19 protein-coding genes are annotated in these 21,791 nt (G+C 66.7%); 7 read left to right on the top strand and 12 right to left on the bottom strand.

Features of this window, described 5'->3' with window-relative positions; all coding sequences use genetic code 11:
• Positions 1 to 46 precede the first annotated feature (46 nt).
• From FFS35_RS12250 to plsY, 3 genes are read right to left on the bottom strand one after another with little or no spacing between them, the layout of a single operon-like run.
• Positions 47 to 427, bottom strand: a complete 381-nt coding sequence (locus tag FFS35_RS12250; RefSeq protein ID WP_137787376.1) for a hypothetical protein — start codon at positions 425 to 427, stop codon at positions 47 to 49.
• Complete coding sequence (gene dprA / locus FFS35_RS12245; RefSeq protein ID WP_137787375.1) at positions 420 to 1,490, bottom strand: DNA-processing protein DprA; 1,071 nt, start codon at positions 1,488 to 1,490, stop codon at positions 420 to 422. Before dprA ends, FFS35_RS12250 begins: the two co-directional genes overlap by 8 nt.
• Positions 1,483 to 2,067: a glycerol-3-phosphate 1-O-acyltransferase PlsY gene (gene plsY / locus FFS35_RS12240; RefSeq protein WP_137787374.1), complete on the bottom strand. Its 585-nt coding sequence runs from the start codon at positions 2,065 to 2,067 to the stop codon at positions 1,483 to 1,485. The genes dprA and plsY overlap by 8 nt, the downstream gene beginning before the upstream one ends.
• A 121-nt stretch (positions 2,068 to 2,188) precedes the next feature.
• Between plsY and murI the strand changes: the two genes are divergently transcribed.
• From murI to hemA, 3 genes are read left to right on the top strand one after another with little or no spacing between them, the layout of a single operon-like run.
• On the top strand, positions 2,189 to 2,980 hold the full coding sequence (gene murI, locus FFS35_RS12235) for a glutamate racemase (protein WP_137787373.1): 792 nt from the start codon (positions 2,189 to 2,191) through the stop codon (positions 2,978 to 2,980).
• Complete coding sequence (locus tag FFS35_RS12230; RefSeq protein ID WP_249341601.1) at positions 2,980 to 4,656, top strand: hypothetical protein; 1,677 nt, start codon at positions 2,980 to 2,982, stop codon at positions 4,654 to 4,656. Before murI ends, FFS35_RS12230 begins: the two co-directional genes overlap by 1 nt.
• A 48-nt stretch (positions 4,657 to 4,704) precedes the next feature.
• Entirely contained in the window at positions 4,705 to 5,949 is a 1,245-nt protein-coding gene (gene hemA / locus FFS35_RS12225) for a 5-aminolevulinate synthase (protein ID WP_137787372.1), read from the top strand.
• Here hemA and queG read toward each other — a convergent pair.
• Positions 5,933 to 6,982 (bottom strand): tRNA epoxyqueuosine(34) reductase QueG, encoded by a 1,050-nt coding sequence (gene queG, locus FFS35_RS12220; RefSeq protein ID WP_137787371.1) that lies wholly within the window; start codon positions 6,980 to 6,982, stop codon positions 5,933 to 5,935. The genes hemA and queG overlap by 17 nt on opposite strands.
• Positions 6,983 to 7,011: 29 nt before the next feature.
• Between queG and FFS35_RS12215 the strand changes: the two genes are divergently transcribed.
• The 3 genes from FFS35_RS12215 to FFS35_RS12205 are packed head-to-tail and all read left to right on the top strand — an operon-like array spanning position 7,012 to position 10,461.
• Positions 7,012 to 7,929, top strand: coding sequence for an ATP-binding cassette domain-containing protein (locus FFS35_RS12215; RefSeq protein WP_137787370.1), 918 nt, complete (start codon positions 7,012 to 7,014; stop codon positions 7,927 to 7,929).
• Complete coding sequence (locus tag FFS35_RS12210) at positions 7,926 to 9,170, top strand: ABC transporter permease (RefSeq protein ID WP_137787369.1); 1,245 nt, start codon at positions 7,926 to 7,928, stop codon at positions 9,168 to 9,170. Before FFS35_RS12215 ends, FFS35_RS12210 begins: the two co-directional genes overlap by 4 nt.
• Before the next feature lie 49 nt (positions 9,171 to 9,219).
• Complete coding sequence (locus FFS35_RS12205) at positions 9,220 to 10,461, top strand: cytochrome P450 (RefSeq protein ID WP_137787368.1); 1,242 nt, start codon at positions 9,220 to 9,222, stop codon at positions 10,459 to 10,461.
• Positions 10,462 to 10,600: 139 nt separating this feature from the next.
• Here the strand turns inward: FFS35_RS12205 and ftsH are convergent, their stop codons facing one another.
• The 7 genes from ftsH to ruvA all read right to left on the bottom strand — a co-directional run bounded on the left by ftsH (position 10,601) and on the right by ruvA (position 20,198).
• Complete coding sequence (gene ftsH, locus FFS35_RS12200) at positions 10,601 to 12,571, bottom strand: ATP-dependent zinc metalloprotease FtsH (RefSeq protein WP_137787367.1); 1,971 nt, start codon at positions 12,569 to 12,571, stop codon at positions 10,601 to 10,603.
• A 63-nt stretch (positions 12,572 to 12,634) separates the two neighbouring features.
• Complete coding sequence (tilS, locus tag FFS35_RS12195; protein ID WP_137787366.1) at positions 12,635 to 13,603, bottom strand: tRNA lysidine(34) synthetase TilS; 969 nt, start codon at positions 13,601 to 13,603, stop codon at positions 12,635 to 12,637.
• A 29-nt stretch (positions 13,604 to 13,632) separates the two neighbouring features.
• Complete coding sequence (locus FFS35_RS12190; protein ID WP_137787365.1) at positions 13,633 to 14,568, bottom strand: YbgF trimerization domain-containing protein; 936 nt, start codon at positions 14,566 to 14,568, stop codon at positions 13,633 to 13,635.
• A 61-nt stretch (positions 14,569 to 14,629) separates the two neighbouring features.
• Positions 14,630 to 15,550 (bottom strand): helix-turn-helix domain-containing protein, encoded by a 921-nt coding sequence (locus FFS35_RS12185; RefSeq protein ID WP_137787364.1) that lies wholly within the window; start codon positions 15,548 to 15,550, stop codon positions 14,630 to 14,632.
• Positions 15,551 to 15,665: 115 nt separating this feature from the next.
• Complete coding sequence (ptsP, locus tag FFS35_RS12180; RefSeq protein WP_137787363.1) at positions 15,666 to 17,942, bottom strand: phosphoenolpyruvate--protein phosphotransferase; 2,277 nt, start codon at positions 17,940 to 17,942, stop codon at positions 15,666 to 15,668.
• 447 nt (positions 17,943 to 18,389) lie between these two features.
• Entirely contained in the window at positions 18,390 to 19,412 is a 1,023-nt protein-coding gene (gene ruvB / locus FFS35_RS12175; RefSeq protein ID WP_137787362.1) for a Holliday junction branch migration DNA helicase RuvB, read from the bottom strand.
• 183 nt (positions 19,413 to 19,595) lie between these two features.
• Complete coding sequence (gene ruvA, locus FFS35_RS12170; RefSeq protein WP_137787361.1) at positions 19,596 to 20,198, bottom strand: Holliday junction branch migration protein RuvA; 603 nt, start codon at positions 20,196 to 20,198, stop codon at positions 19,596 to 19,598.
• 164 nt (positions 20,199 to 20,362) lie between these two features.
• On the opposite strand from ruvA, the gene FFS35_RS20180 reads away from it, so the two are divergent.
• Positions 20,363 to 21,295, top strand: coding sequence for a hypothetical protein (locus FFS35_RS20180; RefSeq protein WP_212742202.1), 933 nt, complete (start codon positions 20,363 to 20,365; stop codon positions 21,293 to 21,295).
• Positions 21,296 to 21,301: 6 nt separating this feature from the next.
• On the opposite strand, the gene ruvC is transcribed toward FFS35_RS20180, so the two are convergent.
• The gene (gene ruvC / locus FFS35_RS12160) at positions 21,302 to 21,790 is read right to left on the bottom strand and encodes a crossover junction endodeoxyribonuclease RuvC (RefSeq protein WP_137787360.1); all 489 of its coding nucleotides are present in this window, start codon (positions 21,788 to 21,790) and stop codon (positions 21,302 to 21,304) included.
• Between the last annotated feature and the right edge of the window lies 1 nt (position 21,791).

Genomic DNA, 21,791 nt, shown 5'->3' with positions numbered 1-21,791 from the left:
GTCCTTCACACGTATGCGCGAGGGTGGAGAGGTGGCGGCGCTGCCGTCAAGTCCGTTGCGTCGCCCGCCAGGCGATGAAGAAGCCGAGCCCGAGCAGCAGGTCGATCAGCGCGAATGGCAGGAGCGCGGCGGGAGCCCGCCCCTGGGTGTAGAGGATTGCGACGGGCACGCCGAAAACCAGTTTCTCCAGCACGCCGACCGGCATCAGCGCGCGATAGCGCGCCGGATTTCCCCCGATGATCCAGAACGCAAGCTGGAACACGCTCGCCGTGCCCAGGAAGCCATAGGCGATCGCCTCCGCCCCCGGCTGCGGCGCGCGCAGATATTGCGGGAGCAGCACGATCAGCCCATAGATCGCCGCGCCCCGGAACCACAGCGACACCCATTTCGGCGTCACCGCATCCGTCCGCTCCGTAATTTCAGCCAAGGCTCACCCGCCCGCCGGCGTGGCGTTCAAGCCGGCCCGCCAGCTCGAGTTCGAGCAGCACCGTCTGCACGATCGCGGGGGCGAGGCCGGATTGGCGGATCAGTTCGTCCACCGCGACCGGCACCGGGCCGAGCAGGCTGGCGATATCGCGCCGCGCGCCATCGTCCGCATCGGCCGGCGGAGCCGCGGCGAAGGGCGCGGCGGGTGAGCGCACCGCGCACGCATCGATCGGGCGGATCTGCTCGAGCACGTCGGCCGCGGTCTGCACCAGGATCGCGCCCTCGCGGATCAGCAGGTTGCAGCCCTGCGCGCGCGGATCGAGCGGGCTGCCCGGCACCGCCATCACCTCGCGCCCCGCCTCGTTCGCCAGCCGCGCGGTGATGAGCGAGCCGGATTTCGGCGCGGCCTCGACCACCACCGTGCCCGCGGCGATCCCGGCAATGATGCGGTTGCGATGCGGGAAGTGGCGCGCGCGCGGCTCGGTGCCGGGCGGCATTTCCGCGATCAGCAGCGCCTCCTGCGCGATCCGTTCCTGCAGCGTCGCGTTTTCGGGCGGGTAGGCGATATCGATCCCGCCGGCGACCACGGCGATCGTGGCGGGGCCGGCGCCCATGTGCGCGGCGGTGTCGATCCCGCGCGCCAGCCCGGAGGCGACCGATGCGCCTGCGGCCGCCAGATCATGTGCGAGCTGACGCGCGAAGCGGCAGGCGGCGGCGGAAGCGTTGCGCGCGCCCACGATGGCGACGGTCGGTCGGGCGGCCAGCGTTATATCCCCGCGCACGACGATCGCTGGCGCCGCATTCTCCAGTTCGGCCAGCAGTGGCGGATAATCGGCGTCCCCGATGAACAGGTGGCGCGCGCCAAGCGCCGCGACCTGCCTGATTTCCTCCTCGACGGCGCGGATATCGGGTGGGGTCGGCGCGCGACCGCCGCCCCGCCGCGCAAGCTCTGGCAGCGCCTCCAGCGCGCGCGTCGCGTCGCCGAACCGCGCGACAAGCTGGCGATAGGTGACGGGGCCGATTCCAGGGGTGCGGATCAGCCGCAGCCGATCCGCATCACTCACGCGTGCCGCCGACCCGTGGCTCCGTTCCCTCGATCAGCCTGGCGATATTGGCGCGATGCTTCCACAGCACGATCACCGTAAGCGCGATCAGCAGCGGCACGATATCGAACCAGCCGAATACCGCCGCCGCCACGGGCGCGGCGATCGCGGCCGCCATGCCTGCGAGCGAGGATATCCGCAGCATCGCGAGCAGCCCGAGCCATACGACCGCGTAGATCAGCCCCAGCTCCCAGTGGAGCGCGAGCACGATGCCCATCAGCGTGGCGACACCCTTGCCGCCGCGAAAGCCGAGCCAGATCGGATAGCAATGGCCGAAGAACGCGCCTGCCGCGGCAAGGACGGTGTTGCCCGGAAAAAGCTTCTCGACGATCAGCACCGCCGCGAAACCCTTGGCGAGATCGAGCAGCAGCGTCGCGGCGGCCAGCCCCTTGCGCCCGGTGCGCAACACGTTGGTCGCGCCGATATTGCCCGAGCCGATCTGGCGCAGATCGCCCGCGCCGAACGCGCGCGTCAGGATCACCCCGAACGGGATCGACCCGAGCAGATAGCCGATCAGCATTGCCGCCGCCGGCGCCATCCAGACGTTGCCTGTATCCAGAGTGTTTCCCCCAAATCCGTCGCGCAACGGTTTAGCGCAAGCGTAACGATCGCGCCATTGACCTGTATCAACTTCGCGTTCGTCGCTAGGGGATCACGGCATGAGCGATACGCGGCCAATATTGTTTTTCGATTCGGGCGTCGGCGGCCTGTCGATCGTGGTTCCGTCACGCATGGCGGTGCCCGACGCGCGCTTCATCTACGTGGCTGATTCTGCCGGCTTCCCCTATGGAACGAAGACCGAGGCGGAGATTGCGGCGCGGGTGCCGGCGTTGCTCGGGCGCCTTGCGGAACGCTATGATCCGCGCCTGATCGTGATTGCGTGCAACACCGCCTCCACCATCGCGTTGCCGGCGGTGCGGCAGGCGCTGGATGTGCCGATCGTCGGCACCGTGCCGGCGATCAAGCCGGCGGCGGCGGTCAGCGCAACGCGCGTGATCGGCGTGCTCGGCACCGAGGCGACGGTGCGGCAGGCCTATGTCGATGATCTCGCGGAGCGCTTCGCGGGCGATTGCCGGGTGATCCGTCACGGCTCCGCCGAACTCGTGCAGCTTGCCGAGGCGAAGCTGCGCGGCGGGGTGACGGATCCTGCGCGTTACCGGGCGGTGCTGGCGGGCCTGTTCGATCAGCCGGGCGGCGCGGCGATCGACGTGATCGTCAACGCCTGCACGCATTTTCCGCTGGTCGAGGAAGAGTTGACCGCCGCTGCCGCGCCGCACATCGTGCGATTTGTCGATGGGGGTGCCGGTATCGCGCGGCGGATCGCGCATCTGACGCAGGGTCAGGATTTCGCGCGCGTGGCGCCCGATGTGGCGCTGTTCACCGGAAGCGGCGGCGAGGCCCTGGCTCCCGCGCTGGCGCGCTACGGCTTCCCGATGATCGAGCGGCTGTGATGATCCGGCGGCCGCTGCTCGTCGTCCTCGCGTGGCTGCTCGCGCTCGGCATCGCGCTCGCCCAGCCGATCGCCAGCGGTTTCGCGCTCGGCTTCGGCGATCGGGTCGACGCGATGATCGAGATCAGCCTGCTCGAACACTGGCGCAACGTGCTGACCGGCGCCGCAATGTGGAACGCGCCGTTCTATTTCTATCCCCATCCGGGCGTGCTCGGGTACAACGACGGCTATTTCCTCTCCGGCCTGATCTACACCGCCTCCCGCGCGATCGCGGACCCTTTTCTCGCTGATACGCTGACCGCGGCGACGTGGAAAACGATAGGATTCTTCGCAAGTTACGTCCTGATCGCGCGGGTGTTGTATTGGGGGCGGGGGACAGCGCTGCTGGTTGCGGTGCTGTTCACGATCGCCAACGGCATGGCCGTGCAGGCGGTCCACGCACAGCTTCAGACAGTGGCGCTGGTGCCGCTGGTGTTCGCGCTCGCCATCGTGACGGCGCGCGCCTCGGCTCGCGGGTCGCGGGGTAGGGCGATCGCGCTGGCGGGGGCGCTGGCGCTGACCATCGCGCTGTGGCTGCTCACTGCTTACTACATGGCATGGTTCACGTTGTGGTTCGGCTGCCTGTTCACGGCATGCTGGCTGGTGCAGCGTCGGCGTGTGCTGCCCGGCCCCGCGATCGCGGCGTTGCGCCGTCATGTCGCGCCGATCATAACCGGCGCCGTCGTATTCATTGCAGCGGCACTGCCGTTTCTCCTCACCTATCTGCCGAAGGCGCGGGAGACGGGGGAGCACCACTACGCAGCGATGGCAGGTTATCTCGTGACGCCGCTGGTCGACATGGTGAATGTCGGGCCGCACAATCTGATGTGGGGGTGGATCTGGCGTGGGCTGGAGGCGCTGATCGGCCATTTTGCGCCGGGCGATCCGGGGCTGCCTGCTCGCGTCGTCGGTGGTGAGCACAGCACCGGCTTTCCGCTGTTACTGTTCGCGCTCACGATCATGGCCGCATGGCGCGTGTTGCGCGGCAGCGGCTCGTTTCCACCGCTGCTGCGCACCTATGCGTTGACGTTGGTCGTGGCCTGGGCGCTGACGCTTCAGTTCTGGCTGCTTTCGCCCTGGGGCCTGATATTCTATCTGGTCCCGGGCGCCTCCGGCCTTCGCGTTGTGCTGCGCTTCCAGCTTTTCCTGATCCTGCCGGTGCTGCTGCTGGTCGCGGCGGTATGGCGGCATCGGCTCGCCGCGCTTTCGGCGGCGCATCCGTGGCGGGCCGGTGTGGTCGTATTTCTCCTCGTGGCGGAGCAGATCAACCTGGATCCGGCCGCAGCCGCGCTCGATGCGCCCGCGCAGCGCGCCGCCTTGTGGGCAATTCCCGCTCCGCCGCCGGCATGCCGAAGCTTCTATGTCGTCGCGGCGCGCATCGGCGAGCCGATCTTCCGCTCGCCGGAAAAGCATGCGCAACTTGCGCACAACGTGGATGCGATGCTGCTGGCGGAGCACTGGCGGTTGCCGACGATCAACGGCTGGGCGACCTTCACTCCGATCGACTGGAAGTTCGACCGGCCGCTCGATCCCGATTACGAGCGCCGCGTGCAATTCTATGCTCGCGTCCATGGCATCTCCGGCCTGTGCCGCCTAGATGTACGCGCGCAACACCCGTGGCAGATCGTTACGCTCTGACCGTTTTCCGCTGGCGCCGCTGCGTACATCGCAGTAAGCGAGCCCGCCATGAGCATCGACCATAACGATGCGCGCCCGGTGGATTACGGACGCGTGTTCAACCAGGCGATCGACCGGCTCCATGCCGAAGGCCGATATCGCGTGTTCATCGATATTCTGCGCAACAAGGGGGCCTATCCCAATGCGCGGTGCTTCGCCGGCCATAACGGCCCGAAGCCGATCACCGTGTGGTGCTCGAATGATTATCTCGCGATGGGCCAACACCCGAAGGTTATCGCGGCGATGGAGGAGGCGCTCCATGACGTCGGCGCCGGCTCCGGCGGAACGCGCAACATCGGCGGCAACACACACTACCACGTGGACCTTGAGGGCGAGCTTGCCGATCTGCACGGCAAGGAAGGCGCGCTGCTGTTCACGTCCGGCTATGTCTCCAACGAGGCGACGCTGGCGACGGTGGCGAAGGTGTTGCCGGGATGCATCATCTTTTCCGACGAATTGAACCACGCCTCGATGATTGCTGGCATTCGCAATGCCGGATGCGAGAAGCACGTCTTCCGCCACAACGATCTGACGCATCTTGAGGAGTTGCTGGCGGCGGCCGACCCCTCGCTGCCGAAGCTGATCGCTTTCGAGAGCGTCTATTCGATGGAGGGCGATGTCGCGCCGATCGCGGCGATCTGCGACCTTGCCGACAAATATAATGCGCTGACCTATCTCGATGAGGTCCACGCGGTCGGCATGTACGGCGCGCGCGGCGGCGGCATTTCCGAGCGGGACGATGTCGCGCGGCGGCTGACGATCATCGAGGGAACGCTTGGCAAGGCGTTCGGCGTGATGGGCGGCTACATCGCGGCCGACAAGGTCATCATCGACGTGATCCGTTCCTATGCGCCTGGGTTCATCTTCACGACGTCGCTGTCCCCGGTGCTCGTCGCGGGCGTGCTGGCGAGCGTGCGCCATCTGAAGCAATCGACCGCCGAGCGTGACGCGCAGCAGGCGGCGGCGAAGACGTTGAAGGCCATGTTCGCGGATGCCGGGCTGCCGGTGATGATCGGGGAAACGCACATCGTGCCGCTGATGGTCGGCGATCCGGTGAAGGCGAAGAAGATCAGCGATATCCTGCTTGCTGAATATGGCATCTACGTCCAGCCGATCAACTATCCCACCGTGCCGCGCGGCACGGAGCGGTTGCGCTTCACGCCCGGCCCGGCGCATGACGAGGCGATGATGCGTGATCTCACGCAGGCGTTGACCGAGATCTGGGACCGGCTGGAGATCAGGAAGGCGGCGTAAGCCGGGCCATTGCCCAGCGTGCCGCGTCCTGCACCACATCGTTCGCATCGTCGAGCAACGGCGCGACTGCCGCAATCAACGTGGCATCCCCGCTGTTGCCAGCCGCGATCAGGCAGTTCCGCACCATCCGGTCACGACCGATCCGCTTGATGGGGGAGCCGGCGAAAACCTGCCGGAAGCCGGCGTCGTCCAGCCCCAGCAATTCGTCGAGATAGGGTGCCGTAAGTTCGGCGCGCGGGGCAAAGGCCATGTTGGCGCGTGCCGCCGCGGCAAACTTGTTCCACGGGCACGCCGCGAGGCAATCGTCGCAGCCGTATATGTGGTTGCCGATCGCGGCGCGGAACTCTTCCGGGATCGGCCCCGCATGCTCGATCGTGAGATAGGAGATGCAGCGCCGCGCATCCAGGCGATAGGGCGCCGGAAAGGCGTCCGTAGGGCAGGCGCGCTGGCAGGCATCGCACGAGCCGCAGGTGTCTTGCCCGGCCGCATCCGGCTCCAGCGCCAGCGTGGTGTAGATCGCGCCGAGGAACAGCCAGCTTCCCTCCGAGCGGCTGACAAGATTCGTATGCTTGCCCTGCCATCCAAGCCCTGCCGCCTCCGCCAGCGGCTTTTCCATGACGGGCGCGGTATCCACGAACACTTTCAGGTCTCCGCCACCCTCGGCCACCAGCCAGCGGGCAAGGGCTTTCAGCGCTTTCTTCACGACGTCATGGTAATCCTGCCCCTGCGCATAGACCGAGATGCGCCCGCGTGTGGGCTCATCCGCAAGCCGCATCGGATCGTCGCGCGGGGCGTAGCTCATGCCGAGCGCGATCACGCTTCGTGCGTCCGGCCACAGGCCAGCGGGGCTTTCGCGGTGATGGGCGCGTGCCTCCATCCACAGCATGTCGCCGTGCGCGCCCGCCGCCAGCCACGCGCGCAGCCGCTCGGCGGCGCGTGGCGCGGCATCCGCGCTGGCGATGCCGCATGCGGCGAACCCCAGTTCCGCTGCCTTCCTCTTGAGGCGGGATTCGAGAGACTTGTTTACTTCCACCGGCTATCGCTACCACAAACGGGGACGGCATGAGCGACAATCCAGCGATCACCGCAAGCGGTCTGGTCAAGCGTTTCGGCGGGCGCCGGGTGGTCGACGGTGTCGATCTGGTCGTACCGAAGGGCATGATCTACGGGGTGCTCGGGCCAAACGGCGCCGGCAAAACCACGACGTTGCGCACATTGCTCGGCATTATCGAGCCGGACGAGGGCAGCCGGGCCCTGCTTGGCTTCAGCCACCCGCGCGATGCGAGCGATCTGGTCGGCTACCTGCCGGAGGAGCGCGGCCTCTACCCCGCAATGAAGGCGCGTGATGCTATTGCCTTCATGGGCGCGCTGCGTGGCCTGCCGTGGGCGGAGGGGCGCCGGCGCGCGGGCGAACTGCTGGAGGCGAACGGCCTTGGCCAAGCGACGGACCAGAAAATCAGAAAACTTTCCAAGGGCATGGCGCAGCTTGTTCAGTTGTTGGGCTCGGTCGTGCATCGACCGAAGCTGCTGGTGCTGGATGAGCCCTTCTCCGGCCTCGATCCGGTCAATCAGGAGCGGCTGGAGGCGCTGATCCTGGGGGAGCGCGATCGCGGCGCGACGATCCTGTTTTCCACGCATGTGATGGCTCATGCGCAGCGTTTGTGCGACCGGCTGGCGATTATCGCCGGCGGCCGGCGGCGGTTCGAGGGAACGGTGGAGGAGGCGCGCGGTCTGTTGCCGCAGCAGGTGCTCTACACCCCGCACTTCCCCGATGGCACGATCCGCGCGCTGCTACCGGCGGATGCCGTGCCGACCGGAGCCGGGTGGCGCTTCGAACTGCCACGCGAGGGGATCGAGGGGTTGCTCCGGCGACTGATCGATACCGGGCATGGCATTTCGGGCCTGTCGATCGAGCGGCCAGGCCTTCATGAGGCGTTTGTCCGCATTGTCGGCGATGCCGCGCTGGAGGATGCGGCATGACGCGGCTGCCGCGTGCCTTGCGCCAGACGCTGACGATCGCACGGCGCGATTTCATCGCAACGGTGTTCACGCCGATCTTCCTGATTTTCCTGTTCGCGCCGGTCATCATGGGATCGTTCGGCGCGATCGGCGGCCTGGGCGCGGCGAGCGTTACGGCGGGCGCTGCAGATCGGACGCGCGTGGTGGCGATCGCGGCGCCGCGCGAGGCGGCGTTGCTGCGGGATGCGGATGCTGCGCTCCGGCCATTGTTCCCCGGCGATGGGGGCCCGCCGGCGCTGGAACTGCACCGGCCGGGCGGCGACGCGATGGTTCAGGCGCGGGCGGCGCTCGCGACGCCGGGCGTGGATGTCGTGGCGGTGATGGCAGGTTCGCTGGAACGCCCGCAGATCCTGCGTGCCGCCGATGCGCGACGCTCGGGCGATTATCTGGCTGCGCTGGCCGATCGCGCGCTTCGTGTCTCGCGCGATCCGCGGGTGCATTCGGCGCCGCGCGTCAGCGTCGTCGATCGCGTGCAGCCAAACGCCGGCAAGCGCAACGCGTCTGCCTTCTTTGCCGTGTTCGGCATCTTTTTCCTCACCCTGTTTCTATCGGGGCAGGTGGTCGGCACGATGGCCGAGGAGCGCAACAACAAGGTGATCGAGGTGCTCGCTGCCGCCGTGCCGCTGGAAAGCGTATTCCTGGGCAAGCTGGTCGGCATGTTCGGGGTGGCGGTATTGTTCGTCACTTTCTGGGGCGTGGTGCTGAGTCAGGTCAGCGCGCTGCTGCCCGGTGGCGGGCTCGCGGGAATGGCGCCGGCGGTCGGTACTGGCGTGTTCGCCTTCCTGTTCGCGGCCTATTTCGCGATGGCCTATCTCCTGCTCGGCTCAGTATTCCTTGGCGTCGGTGCGCAGGCATCGACGATGCGCGAGATACAGATGCTGTCGCTTCCGATCACGATCGTTCAGGTGGCGATGTTCGGTCTATCCTCTGCGGCGGTATCGCATCCCGGGTCGTGGGTGGCGACGCTTGCGGAGATTTTCCCGCTTTCCTCACCCTTCGCAATGGCGGGCCGCGCGGTGAACAGCCCGGACTTGTGGCCGCATCTCCTCGCGCTGGGATGGCAGGCATTGTGGGTCGCCATCTTCGTCATGGTCGGGGCGCGACTGTTCCGGCGGGGTGTGCTCCAGTCCGGCAGCCCGGCGGGCGCGTGGCGCAAGCTGTTCAACCAGGCGGAGCAGAGGGCCGATCGCGCCGGCTATTGACATTCATGTCAGCTAGGAGTTTTCTCGCATCAAAGAATAGGAGAGACTCATGGCTACGCTGGCGAAGAATGTGAGCGATTTTCCGGCCATCGACCCGCTCGATGTCAGCCGCGCCGAGCTATATCGCGACGATACCTGGCAGGTGCCATTCGCGACGCTGCGTGCCACCGCGCCCGTGCACAAGGTGGAGAATTCGGAATACGGCGCTTACTGGTCCGTCTCCACGTACAAGCCGATCGTCGAAGTGGAGTCGCTCCCGGATCTCTATTCGTCCGAGGTGGGTGGGATAACGCTCGCCGATTTCATCGAGAATTCGGATGTGAAGATGCCGATGTTCATCGCGCGCGATCGACCGGTGCACACCGGCCAGCGACGTACCGTATCCCCTGCGTTCACCCCGTCAGAGATGACGCGCATGTCCGCCGATATCCGCCGCCGTACGGAAGAGGTGCTAGACAGTCTGACATTTGGCGAAACGTTTGACTGGGTAGATACCGTTTCGATCGAGCTCACCACGCAGATGCTGGCGATCCTGTTTGATTTTCCGTGGGAGGATCGCCGGAAGCTGACCTTCTGGTCCGATTGGGCTGGTGATATCGAGATCGTCAAAAGCGAGGAACTGCGCCAGCAGCGGCTTCAGCACATGTATGAATGCGGCGCCTATTTCCAGAATTTGTGGAACCAGAAGGTCGGCAAACCGCAGACGCCCGATCTCATCAGCATGATGATTCATTCGGATGCGATGAGCCACATGGATCATTTCGAATTTATCGGAAATCTGATCCTGCTGATCGTCGGCGGCAACGATACGACGCGCAACACGATGTCGGCGCTCGCCTACGGCCTGGATAAATTCCCGGATCAGCGCGCGAGGCTGGAGGCTGATCCCTCGCTCATCCCGAATACCGTGAGCGAAATTATCCGCTGGCAGACGCCGCTCGCACACATGCGTCGCACCGCAACCGCCGATACCGAATTGATGGGGCACCAGATCAAGGCCGGTGACAAACTGGCCCTCTGGTATATTTCCGCCAATCGCGACGAGACGGTGTTCGGCGACAATGCCGACCAGATCGTCGTGGATCGCGAGAATGCGCGGCGGCATCTGGCGTTCGGCCACGGCATCCACCGCTGCGTCGGCGCACGACTGGCGGAGCTCCAGGTCGGTATCCTGCTGGAGGAAATGGCCAAGCGCCGGATGCGCGTGAACGTCGTCGGCGAGCCGGAGCGCGTATCGGCGTGTTTCGTCCACGGCTATCGCAAGCTGCCCGTCGAGTTGAGCCGTTACTGACGGCTCCTGCTAACTGGCTGCCGGCAGGGGCCCGACCCGCGCAAATGGCGTTTTGCCGGCATGGCTTTTGCGTGCACGCGATTCAAAATAAAACGCCCGGGCGGTCGAGCCGGGGCGTTTTTAATCGCAATTCCGCCGGTCACGCGCCGGCGGGGGACGGCGTACCGAATGGGCCGGATGGCCGGCGCGTCTTGGGGATCGAGGTGCCCGCGGCGCGCAGGCCCGCGGCCTTCGGGCCGTTATCGATGCGCCCGATCTCCTCGCCGGCGATCAGCTTCTTGATCTCGTCGCCCGAAAGGGTTTCGTATTCGAGCAACGCACCGGCCAGCGTGTGAAGCTGATCGATATGCTCGCTCAGCACATGCTTGGCGCGCGACAGACCACCCTCGACGATCGACTTGATCTCGTCATCGATCAGCTGCTGCGTCTGGTTAGACATGCGCGCCGGCTGCGAATTTGAATAGCCAAGGAAGCTCTCGCCCTCCGGCTGCGAATATTCGACCGGGCCGACCTTGTCCGACATGCCCCATTTCGTGACCATGTCGCGTGCGAGGCCGGTCGCGTACTGGATATCGCCCGACGCTCCCGATGAAACCTTGTCGTAACCGAAGATCACCTCTTCCGCGACGCGGCCACCCATGGCGACGGCGAGATTGGCGTACATCTTGTCGCGGTGATAACTGTAACTGTCACGCTCCGGCAGGCGCATCACCATGCCCAGCGCGCGGCCGCGCGGGATGATCGTCGCCTTGTGGATCGGATCGGATGCCGGCTCGTGCAGCGCGACGATGGCGTGGCCGGCTTCGTGATAGGCGGTCATCCGCTTCTCATCTTCGGTCATAACCATGGAGCGCCGTTCCGCGCCCATCATGACCTTGTCCTTGGCTTCCTCGAATTCGGCCATCGCGACGAGCCGCTTGCTCTTGCGCGCGGCGGTCAGCGCCGCTTCGTTGACGAGGTTGGCAAGATCCGCGCCCGAGAAACCCGGCGTGCCGCGCGCAATGGTGCGGGCATCCACATCCGGCGCGAGCGGCACCTTCTTCATGTGAACTTCGAGGATCTTCACGCGGCCCTCGATATCCGGGCGCGGCACGACGACCTGGCGATCGAATCGGCCCGGCCGCAGCAGTGCCGGATCGAGCACGTCGGGGCGATTGGTCGCCGCGATGATGATGATGCCTTCGTTCGCTTCGAACCCGTCCATCTCAACCAGAAGCTGGTTGAGGGTCTGTTCGCGCTCGTCGTTGCCATTGCCCAGGCCCGCGCCGCGATGGCGGCCGACCGCGTCGATCTCGTCGATGAAGACGATGCAGGGCGCCGATTTCTTTGCCTGCTCGAACATGTCGCGTACGCGGCTGGCGCCCACGCCGACAAACATCTCGACGAAGTCGGAACCCGAAATGGTGAAGAACGGCACGCCCGCTTCGCCTGCGATCGCGCGCGCAAGCAGGGTCTTGCCGGTGCCGGGCGAGCCAACCAGCAACGCGCCCTTCGGAATCTTGCCGCCAAGCCGCGCGAATTTGGTGGGATCCTTGAGGAATTCGACGATTTCCTCCAGCTCCTCGCGGGCCTCATCGATACCGGCGACATCGTCAAACGTGACCCGGCCTTCCTTCTGCGTCAGCATCCGCGCGCGGCTCTTGCCAAAGCCCATCGCGCCACCAGCGCCGCCGCCTTTCTGCATCTGACGCATCACCAGGAAGGCGATGCCGACGAACAGCAGGAACGGCAGCGCCTGCACCAGCACATATTGCCAGATCGACGGGCCTTCCTCCGGCTTGCCGGAGATTGCGACGCTGGACTTGCGGAGCCTGTCCGTGAGCTGCGGGTCGCTGACCGGGTAGGTCTTGAACTTGTCACCGGACTTGAGCGTGCCGGTGATCAGATCGCGGCTGACGTTCACGTCCTTGACCGAGCCCTGATCCACCTTGTCGAGGAAAGTCGAATAGGCGATCGTATTGCCCTGCGCCGCCGGCGTCTTGCCGTCGAACATCGTGACGACGAGCGCGAGCGCGAGCAGAATGCCGACCCAGATCAGCAGGCTCTTCATCCACGGGTTCGGGCCGCCACCGTTGTTCTCGGAGCCGGGCTGCTTGTCCTTGTCGATCATGCGCTACCTTTCACGTCCCCCAATGTAGGCGACAGGAGGTTAATGGCAATGGAACAAGAGCGGTCAGAGTGATCGACGGGACGGTGCTTTTTCGATTTTCCACATATCGCCGCGCGGCGTGAGCATCACGCCGGCCTGGGTGGCCCGTTTGCCGGCCGCGAGCGAATCGAGCAGCGGTTCGACATTGCTGGCATCGCCCCACGGGGGCAGGGCGATCGCATGATGCGTGCGAACCAGCCCGATCGCGCGGCGGACGAGTCGGCGGCGCAGTTCGCGCGGCAGTCCGCCCACGTCGAGACGAAGCGTGACATCGCCGTTCGCGCGCTCCGACCAGAGGCGGTCGACGGCGAATGACAGCGCCTGTTCCGCTTCGGCAAGGGCGGCCGCGGACTGGGCGAGCGCGGCCGGGTCCAGCGCGGGCGCGTCGGCCAGCAACGCGCGGAACCTCACCCGATCGTATCGCGTATCCTGATTGCTAGGATCGTCGACAAACGGCGCCCCGGCCCTGCTTGCGATCTGGCGCAGCTCCGTGCGCCGCCAGCCGAGCAACGGGCGGACGACCGGCATGCCGGCGATCTCCGCGCGCGGCCGCACCCCGGCAAGACCGGACACACCCGAGCCACGGGCGGCGCGCATCAGGAAGGTTTCGGCCTGATCGTCGGCATGATGGGCGGTGGCAAGCGCGCGTGCACCGCGCGCCCGCGCCCAGTCCGCAAGCAGCGCATAACGCGCCTCGCGCGCAAGCGCCTGGATGCTGGCGCCTGCGATCGGCTTTTCGGGGGCTAGCGTCGCATGGGGCAGGCCGAGCGCAGCGCAATATCGCGCGACCATCGCGGCCTCTTCGCCGGAGGCGGAGCGAAGGCGGTGATCGACGGTTGCGACGATAACGCTGTCCGGCCGCGCGGCATGGGCCAGCGCGAGCAGCGCCATGCTATCCGGGCCGCCCGACACGGCAAGCGCGATGATGCCCGCGCCGGGGGCCAGGCGATCGAGATCGGTGCGAAAACGGTCGAGGTCGCCCGCCTCAACCATCATGCCTCACCAGTCCCGTAAACGTGCCATCACTTGCACTTCGCGGCGGTGCGTGCGCGGGTGATGTCGGCCTGCATCTGGGCCCCGATCTTCGCGCCATACACATCCGCCAGCTCGCCATAGACCTTGCAGGCGTCGGCGGGCTTGTTGAGCTTCATCAGCGACTGGCCAAGATAATAAAGGCTTTCCGGCGCACGTTCGCCATCGGGCATCTTCTTGTAATTGTCGTAAAAAGCGATCGAGGCAAGGCTGGGCTTGCCATCGTCGAGATAGGAGCGGCCGAGCAGATTCTGCGCGAAGCTCGCGCGCCGCGACTTGGGATATTCCGCGACCACTTTCTTGAGCTGCGCCGCGGCCTCCGGGTAGAGCTTTGCCTGCCACAGGCGATAACCGTAGATGTAATCGTCCTCATCGGCCTGGCCCGACGCGGGCTTTTCCACTGCCGCGACCAGCTTGGCGCGGGCAGGGTCCTTGCCGGGGGCGGGGGCAGCGGCTTCCGGCTTCCTCGCGGGCGTTTCGGGCCTGCTGGCCGGCGTGGAGGTTGCAGGTCCGCCGGAGCCCTCGGCCGGGCCGCCGGTGTCGGAGATTGGCGCGGTGCCGGCGAGTCGCGCGTCCATCTCCTTGCGATAGGCGGCGAACTGCTCCTCAAGCTGGCGCAGGCGATATTGCGATTGCTCGATCTGTCCCGTCATCGAGGCGACCTGCTGTTCGAGCGAGCTGACGCGCTGGGTCAGGTCGGTGATCGGCGTTGTCGCGGGCGAGCCGATATCGCGACCCGGCGCAGGCGCTCCGGTGATCTGCGGTTCGACGGAAGGGATTGCGCCCGCGCCGCCCGGAAAAACCTTGCGCTGCACGGCGCGCATCTCACCTTCAAGCTTGCCGACCCGGCCTTCCAGGCCGGATTGCGCGGTGGCGGGTAGCGCCCAGCACATCGCCACGCCAGCCAACAACAGTAACTTACGCATCGCCGTCATCCCCCGGAGCGCGCGGGCTCCCCTCAATCAAGATGTCAAACCGTGAACGCGATCAATTTCCCGCATCCGGCGTCGTCGCATTGCCGGCCGCTTCCGGCGCCGGATTTGCGAAGGCGGCGGGTGGCTTGGTCGGTGCCGGCGCGGTGGCGGTCGGCCGCGCGGATGGTGTCGCGGCGGCGGTCGGCGTCGCCGCCGGCTTGCCCGCGACCCGCGCCGCCAGTGCGCTGGCGCTTACCGCCACGCCCTTGATCGGCCGCGATCCGTCGCCAAGCGGCGGCAGCGCGGACCCGTTCAGCGTGACCGTCAGCTTGTCCGGCCGCCCGACGTTGATCTTCGGGTCCTTCGCGTCCGCCGGCACGTCGAAACGATCGCCCGCCTTCATGGTGCCGAGGTACAGCGACTTGTCGTCGGCATCATAGACGCGCAACCATACATCGTCGGAGGCCGTGAGCGTGACGTGGGCCTGGGCGGGCACCGCAGCCGATGGTTGCGCCGCCGGCACCGCCACCGCGACGGCCGGTGCGGCGCCGGGTGCGGCATGGTCGTTGTCGCTGCGCCACTTGCCGACCGCGAACCACAGCACCGCCAGCACTATCACCGCAAGCGCGATCCCGGCGGCCACGATCACCACGCCGCGCGAAGGGACGCGCGCCGGATCGGCGATCTCATACGGCTGATATTGCGCCACCGGCCGGCCGAGCCGCGCCACTTCCTCACGCGTTTCGCGTGCGATCGCCACCTCATCCTCGCCGACCGCACGGGCATAGGCGCGGGCGAACCCCACCGCATAGGTCGGAGAGGGAAGGGACGCGTAACCGCCGTTCTCGATCGCTTCCAGATGTCGCTGCGGCACGCGGGTGCGCGCGGCGATTTCCGCCAGCGTCATCCCCTGCGCGTCGCGGGCGATGCGCAATCGCTCCCCGACCGGACGGGGAAACAGTGTCGTCTGATCGCCGGTGGCGGCGTCGGTCATTGAAATCTCCGGCTGCGGGCCGCAACCATGTATTTGTTTCGGGCCCGCTATTCCAATGACGTGTCCCAAAGGCCGGGTTGCGTGTCAATCACACTTACCTGTGTTAGTCCACGATCTACCCCAATTCGACGCCCTGCGCGGCGGCGAACGCGGCCAGTGCGCCGCGAAAGTCGCGCGGGGGCGTCGCGAGCAGGCGCCGCATTTCCGCCATCACCGCGCTGCGATCGAGCGAACGGATCATCGCCTTGATCGGGCCGACCGCCGCCGGGGTGATCGACAGCCGCTCGATGCCGAGGCCGATCAGCGCCATCGCCTCCAGCGGCCGCCCGCCCATTTCGCCACAGATCGTGAGCGTCACGCCCGCCGCGCGTACTGGCTCCACGACGCTCGCGAGAAAGCGCAGGATCGATGTCGAGAGCCAGTCATAGCGGTCCGCCAGCTTCGGATTGGCGCGATCGGCGGCGAACAGGAATTGGGTCAGATCGTTGGTGCCCACCGAGATGAACTGCAACTTCGGCAGCAGCAGATCGAGCTGATAGGCAAGGCTCGGCACCTCCAGCATCGCGCCGTAGCGGATATCGGCGGGCAGACGGCGGCCGCGATTGAGCAGCCATTCGCGCTGCGCTTCGAACAGCGCGCGCGCCTCGTCGAACTCCCACGCCTCCGACACCATCGGAAACATCACGTTCAATGTGCGCCCGGCCCCGGCCTCCAGCAGGGCGCGGGCCTGCACCTTCATCAGCCCCTCGCGCTCTAGGCCGAGGCGCAGCGCGCGCCAGCCCATTGCCGGGTTCTCCTCGTCGGCGGGATTGTCCTTCAGATACGGCAGCGCCTTGTCCCCGCCGATATCGATGGTGCGGAACACCACCGGGCGCTCGCCCGCGGCATCCAGCACCTCGCGATAGAGCCGCTGCTGACGCTCGCGCGAGGGCAGGGTGGCGGAAACGAGGAACTGGAATTCCGTGCGGAACAGGCCGATCCCGTCCGCGCCGGTCAGGTCGAGCGCGGCGACATCGTCGCGCAGCCCGGCGTTGACCATGACCTTTACGCGGTGCCCGTCCGTCGTTTCGGGCGCCACCTCGCGCAAGGCGGCATAAGCGGCGCGACGCTTCTGGCGTAGCGCGAGCTTTGAATCGAACGCCTCCTCCATCGCGGGGGACGGGCGCACCACCACCGTTCCCTCGTTCACGTCGAGCAGCAGGAGATCGCCGTCCGCGATCAGCCGGCGCACGTCGCGCACGCGGCCGAGCACCGGCACCCCCATCGCCCGCGCGACGATCGTGACGTGCGCCGTCAGCGATCCTTCCTCGAGGATCACGCCCTTGAGCCGCCGGCGATCATATTCGAGCAGTTCGGCGGGGCCCAGGTTACGCGCGATGAGGATCGTGTCGCGGCGCAGGCCGAGTTGCGCGGCGGTGCCCATCTGACCGGAAACGATCCGCAGCAGGCGGTTCGCCAGATCCTCCAGATCGTGCATCCGGTCCGCCAGCAGCGGGTCATCGATCTGGCGCATCCGCTGCCGGGTGCGCTGCTGGACGCGCTCGATCGCCGCCTCGGCGGTAAGGCCGCTGTCGATCGCCTCGTTGATGCGCCGCGCCCAACCCTCGTCATAGGCGAACATCTTGTAGGTGGCGAGAACCTCGTCATGCTCGCCGCCGACGCCGAACTCTGCCTCGCGCGTCATGCGCTCGATCTGTTCGCGCATCTTGTCGAAGGCGGCATAGACGCGATGGCGCTCCGCCTCGGTGTCCTCCGCGACAGTGTGTTCGATCGTGATCCGCGGCTGGTGGAACACCGCATAGCCCGCCGCCATCCCGTCGACCAGCTTCTGGCCCGCGATACGCACGCTGGCGGTGGACTGCGGCCGGTCGCCGCCGGGGCCGGTCGCCTCGTCGATCAGCCCTGCGTTGGCGATAAGCTCGGACAGCACCATAGCGACCGTCTGGAGCGCCTCGATCTCCACGTCGGCATATTTGCGCGCCTCGGTGTGCTGCACCGAAAGGACGCCCACCGCGCGCTCGCGGCGGATGATTGGCACGCCGGCAAAGCTCTGGAAGCGCTCTTCCCCCGTTTCGGGGCGATAGGCGAAATGCGGATGGCTGGCCGCCTCGTCCAGGTTGAGCACCTCGACATCGCTCGCGATCGTGCCGACCAGCCCCTCGCCGAGCGCAAGCTTCGTCACGTGCACCGCGCTCGCATCCAGCCCGCGCGTCGCGAACAGCTCCAGCACGCCCTCGCGCAGCAGGTAGATCGAGCACACCTCGCTATCCAGTGCTTCGCCGATGATCTCCACCACCTGATTGAGCTTCGCCTGCGCGTTCGATCGCGCCGCCATCACATCGTGGAGGCGGACAAGGATCTCGCGGGCGGAAGCGGCGGCGGAAACGGGCATGGGACAGCGCTATCAGACCGGGGCGTTGGGTGCCACGCAGCATTTTCTGGCAGTGCTCACAACCGAAATTATGGATGAATTATCCGTAATGTCGCGTGAGCGAACTTCGGGGCCCGATAATCTCGCCGCATCACCGAAAGGGTAAGGGAAAAATGGCGCCTGGAAGAATCGGACGGCGTGTACTGGCCGGCTGCTTGACGAGTTCTTTGTGGATCCGAATGAGTCGTTCTATCCCAATGTCACGCCGCCCGATCCGCGTGTCGCCTGCGATCGACAGAAGGTGCCCGGCAAAGTCATATTCTATGCGCCCGATGCCGATTTCCATGGGCATGACCGGGTGGTTTTCGAGAACGCAAATTCGAACGGGATCGTTCGGCGTATCGTAGCGGATATTGACGTGCGATCATTCGGCCGGACCCAGACCTGCCGGCATCAGCCCCGCGCCATCTATTCGAACAGGTCGCCCTCGCTCCCGGCCGGCGGGTTCAGCCCGAGGTGCTTCCAGCCACCGGCGTTTAGGCAGCGCCCGCGCGCGGTGCGTGCGACGAGGCCGAGCTGGATCAGATACGGCTCGATCACCTCCTCGATCGTGTCGCGCGGTTCCGATAATCCGGCAGCAAGCGTTTCCACGCCCACCGGGCCGCCGCGATAAATGTCCGCGATCATCGTCAGATAGCGCCGGTCCATCGCGTCAAGGCCAAGGTGGTCCACTTCCAGCCGGTTCAGCGCGCGATCGGCGGCGGTCGCGTCCACCTCCAGCGTGCCCGCGACATTGGCGAAATCGCGCACCCGGCGCAGCAGGCGGCCGGCGATGCGCGGCGTGCCACGCGCCCGGCGCGCGATCTCCGCGGCGCCGTCCGGCGCGATGTGAAGATCGAGCAACCGTGCCGCGCGTGACACGACATGCTCCAGTTCGTCCACCGTATAGAATTGCAGGCGCACCGGAATGCCGAAGCGATCGCGCAGCGGGGTCGTGAGCAGCCCCTGCCGGGTCGTCGCGCCGACAAGCGTGAAGCGCGGCAGATCGATCCGCACGGAGCGCGCCGATGGCCCCTCGCCGATCATCAGATCGAGCGCGCGATCCTCCATCGCCGGATAGAGCACTTCCTCTACGGCGGGCTGGAGGCGGTGGATCTCGTCGATGAACAGCACGTCGCCATCCTCGAGATTGGTGAGCAGCGCCGCCAGATCGCCCGATTTCGCGATCACCGGCCCGGAAGTAGCGCGAAATCCCACGCCCATCTCGCGCGCGACGATCTGCGCGAGCGTGGTCTTGCCCAGCCCGGGCGGCCCGAACAGCAAGACATGGTCGAGCGCGTCGCCCCGGGATCGTGCCGCCTGGATGAAGACGCGCAGATTCTCGCGCGCGGCCTTCTGCCCGACGAACTCGTCCAGCGTGCGCGGGCGCAACGCTGCGTCCACGTCTTCCGGCCGGCGGGCGGGGGTCAGCAGGCGGTCGGCATCGGTCATCGCGAGGGACATAAACGGAACACGACAACCGGGGAAAGCGAAATCGGGGCGGTGAAGCGGTCATGCGCGCCGCTTCCCCGCACGGCGGCTGGCGGAATGCGCCGTGGATCACGTCGCCGGCCCGCCCGGTCCGGGTGTTGACCAGCAGTGGATCCGGCCCGTCGCGAACCCGGCGGTTTCGCGTCAGCGCGCTGCCTTGCGCAGCGCCAGCCTGACGAGGGCGTCCAGTGTCGCGCCCGCGCCAAGCTCTTCCTCGGACGCCGCCACCGCGCTGCTCGCCTCCGCCGGGCGGAAGCCAAGATTGAGCAGCGCGGAAACGGCATCCGCGCCAGCCCCCGTTGCGCCTGTTGTCGCGGCTGCCGATCCGCCCGGACCCAGCACGATCCCGCCGGCCTTGTCCTTCAGTTCACGCACGATGCGCTCGGCCAGCTTCGGGCCAACCCCGTTGGCGCGCGCAACCATCGCCTTGTCCTGCGCCGCGATCGCGCGGGAAAGATCGGCCGGCTCCAGCGCGGAAAGGATCGCCAGCGCCACCCGCGCGCCGACGCCCTGCACCCCGGTGAGCAGGCGAAACCAGTCGCGCTCCTCGGCGCGGGCGAAGCCGACAAGGCGGATGAATTCCTCTCCGACCAGCATTTCGGTGAACAGCACGCATGCCTCGCCGACCGGGCCGATCGCCGCGAGCGTCCGGGACGACGCACCGACAAGATAGCCGACCCCGCCGACGTCGATCACCGCATGATCGATCCCGGTGGAATCGAGCCGGCCCTTGAGATGCGCGATCATCGAGGCGGCAGGGTGCGAATGGCGTGACGCATGGCCGCGGACATAATCGGAACGAACGGGCGGCGGAAGCGTCTTTGGGAGACATACGCCGGCAACAGGCGTCAGCGACGGTTCACATTGCCGGCGATAAAGCGTTTGTCCCCTATATCGATAAGGCTGGTCCCATGGCTATCAAGTGGCGTGTAACGGGATTGCGGGTAATGACGGGGGTCGTCGCGGTCGCGACCCCGCTGGCAGCCGTTTCGGCGCAGAATTACCCGCCGCCGCAGGGTTATCCCCCGTCACAGGACTATCCTTCACAGCAGGGCTATCCCTCGGCACAGGATTATCCGCCACAACCGGCCTATCCCTCGTCGCAAAACTACCCTTCGCAACAGGGCTACCCGTCGCAGCAAGGCTACCCTTCGCAGCCGGGATATCCCTCGCAGCAGGCTTACCCGCCAGTTGCGAACGGCCAATATTATGATCCGCAGGCGCCCGGCTACGATCAGGCACCCGCCTATGACAGCTACGTCAATACCGCGCCGCCGGGTTACGACGGATCGCGCCCGCCCCCGCCACCGCCCGGCTATCAGGCCGATCCCGCCTACGCCCAGCAACTGGAGCAGGATCGCCATTACGAAGCTTATGCCGAGGATTGGGCGCAGCGTTATTGCGTGCGATCGGGCAACAATGCCGGCACCGGCGCCGTGATCGGCGGATTGCTCGGTGCATTGCTCGGATCGAGCGTCGCCGGGCGTCACGATCGGGGCGCCGGGCTGGTGGTGGGTGGCATCGCCGGCGCGGCTGGCGGCGCGGCGGTGGGCAGTGCGAGCGGCAACGCCACCAGCCCGGGATGCCCGCCAGGCTATGTCGTGCGCGGCGGCGCGCCGGCCTTTTATTATGAGGGCTATGGCGAGCCTTATTATTATGCCGCGCCGGCCTGGTATCGGCCATGGGTGTTTGTCGACCAGCGCTGGGTCTATCGGCCGTATCCGTATCGGACGTTCTACTATAGCCATTTCGGTTATGGGCGGCCGGGCTATGGCAGGCCGGGCTATGGCCGCCCCGGTTATCGCTATCATGGCGGATGGAGATATCGCGACCGCCGCTACTGATCGCGGTCAGGCGATCCCCGCGCGCCGCCCGGCCAGGTGATGCGCGTGGGTGATCGCCACCGCCAGCGCGTCGGCAGCGTCCGCGCCCTCGATTTTCACGCCGGGCAGCAGCCGCGAGACCATGGCGTGCACCTGCGCCTTTTCGGCGTTGCCCACGCCTACCACCGCTTTCTTGACCAGCCGCGCGGCATATTCGCCCGGCTCGATCCCGGCGCGCGCCACGCCGAGCAGGATCACGCCGCGCGCCTGCCCAAGCTTCAGCGTCGACTGCGGATTGCTGTTGACGAACACCTCCTCGACGGCCGCGGCATGTGGCGCGTGATCGGCGAGCAGCGCGGCGAGCATGGTGTCGAGATGGGCAAGCCGCCGCGCGAGCGGCTCGCCGGTATCGGTCTTGAACCGGCCGTTGGCGAGATGCGACAGACGGTTCCCCTCCGCCCGGATCACGCCCCAGCCGGTGGTGCCGAGGCCCGGGTCCAGGCCGAGGATAATCATC

The sequence above is a fragment of the Sphingomonas sp. 3P27F8 genome (assembly GCF_005502745.1).
Classification (GTDB): domain Bacteria; phylum Pseudomonadota; class Alphaproteobacteria; order Sphingomonadales; family Sphingomonadaceae; genus Sphingomonas.
This window is presented reverse-complemented; position numbering and strand designations above follow the sequence as displayed.

Excerpts from the sequence above, each read along its gene's own strand:
- ruvB (WP_137787362.1), bottom strand. The coding sequence starts at position 19,412 with ATGACCGATGCCGACCGCCTGCTGACCCCCGCCCGCCGGCCGGAAGAC.
- tilS (WP_137787366.1), bottom strand. The coding sequence starts at position 13,603 with ATGGTTGAGGCGGGCGACCTCGACCGTTTTCGCACCGATCTCGATCGC.
- ruvC (WP_137787360.1), bottom strand. The coding sequence starts at position 21,790 with ATGATTATCCTCGGCCTGGACCCGGGCCTCGGCACCACCGGCTGGGGC.
- hemA (WP_137787372.1), top strand. The coding sequence starts at position 4,705 with ATGAGCATCGACCATAACGATGCGCGCCCGGTGGATTACGGACGCGTG.
- FFS35_RS12205 (WP_137787368.1), top strand. The coding sequence starts at position 9,220 with ATGGCTACGCTGGCGAAGAATGTGAGCGATTTTCCGGCCATCGACCCG.
- FFS35_RS12215 (WP_137787370.1), top strand. The coding sequence starts at position 7,012 with ATGAGCGACAATCCAGCGATCACCGCAAGCGGTCTGGTCAAGCGTTTC.
- plsY (WP_137787374.1), bottom strand. The coding sequence starts at position 2,067 with ATGGCGCCGGCGGCGGCAATGCTGATCGGCTATCTGCTCGGGTCGATC.
- FFS35_RS12210 (WP_137787369.1), top strand. The coding sequence starts at position 7,926 with ATGACGCGGCTGCCGCGTGCCTTGCGCCAGACGCTGACGATCGCACGG.
- FFS35_RS20180 (WP_212742202.1), top strand. The coding sequence starts at position 20,363 with ATGGCTATCAAGTGGCGTGTAACGGGATTGCGGGTAATGACGGGGGTC.
- murI (WP_137787373.1), top strand. The coding sequence starts at position 2,189 with ATGAGCGATACGCGGCCAATATTGTTTTTCGATTCGGGCGTCGGCGGC.
- FFS35_RS12190 (WP_137787365.1), bottom strand. The coding sequence starts at position 14,568 with ATGCGTAAGTTACTGTTGTTGGCTGGCGTGGCGATGTGCTGGGCGCTA.
- FFS35_RS12185 (WP_137787364.1), bottom strand. The coding sequence starts at position 15,550 with ATGACCGACGCCGCCACCGGCGATCAGACGACACTGTTTCCCCGTCCG.
- ftsH (WP_137787367.1), bottom strand. The coding sequence starts at position 12,571 with ATGATCGACAAGGACAAGCAGCCCGGCTCCGAGAACAACGGTGGCGGC.
- ruvA (WP_137787361.1), bottom strand. The coding sequence starts at position 20,198 with ATGATCGCGCATCTCAAGGGCCGGCTCGATTCCACCGGGATCGATCAT.
- ptsP (WP_137787363.1), bottom strand. The coding sequence starts at position 17,942 with ATGCCCGTTTCCGCCGCCGCTTCCGCCCGCGAGATCCTTGTCCGCCTC.
- FFS35_RS12230 (WP_249341601.1), top strand. The coding sequence starts at position 2,980 with ATGATCCGGCGGCCGCTGCTCGTCGTCCTCGCGTGGCTGCTCGCGCTC.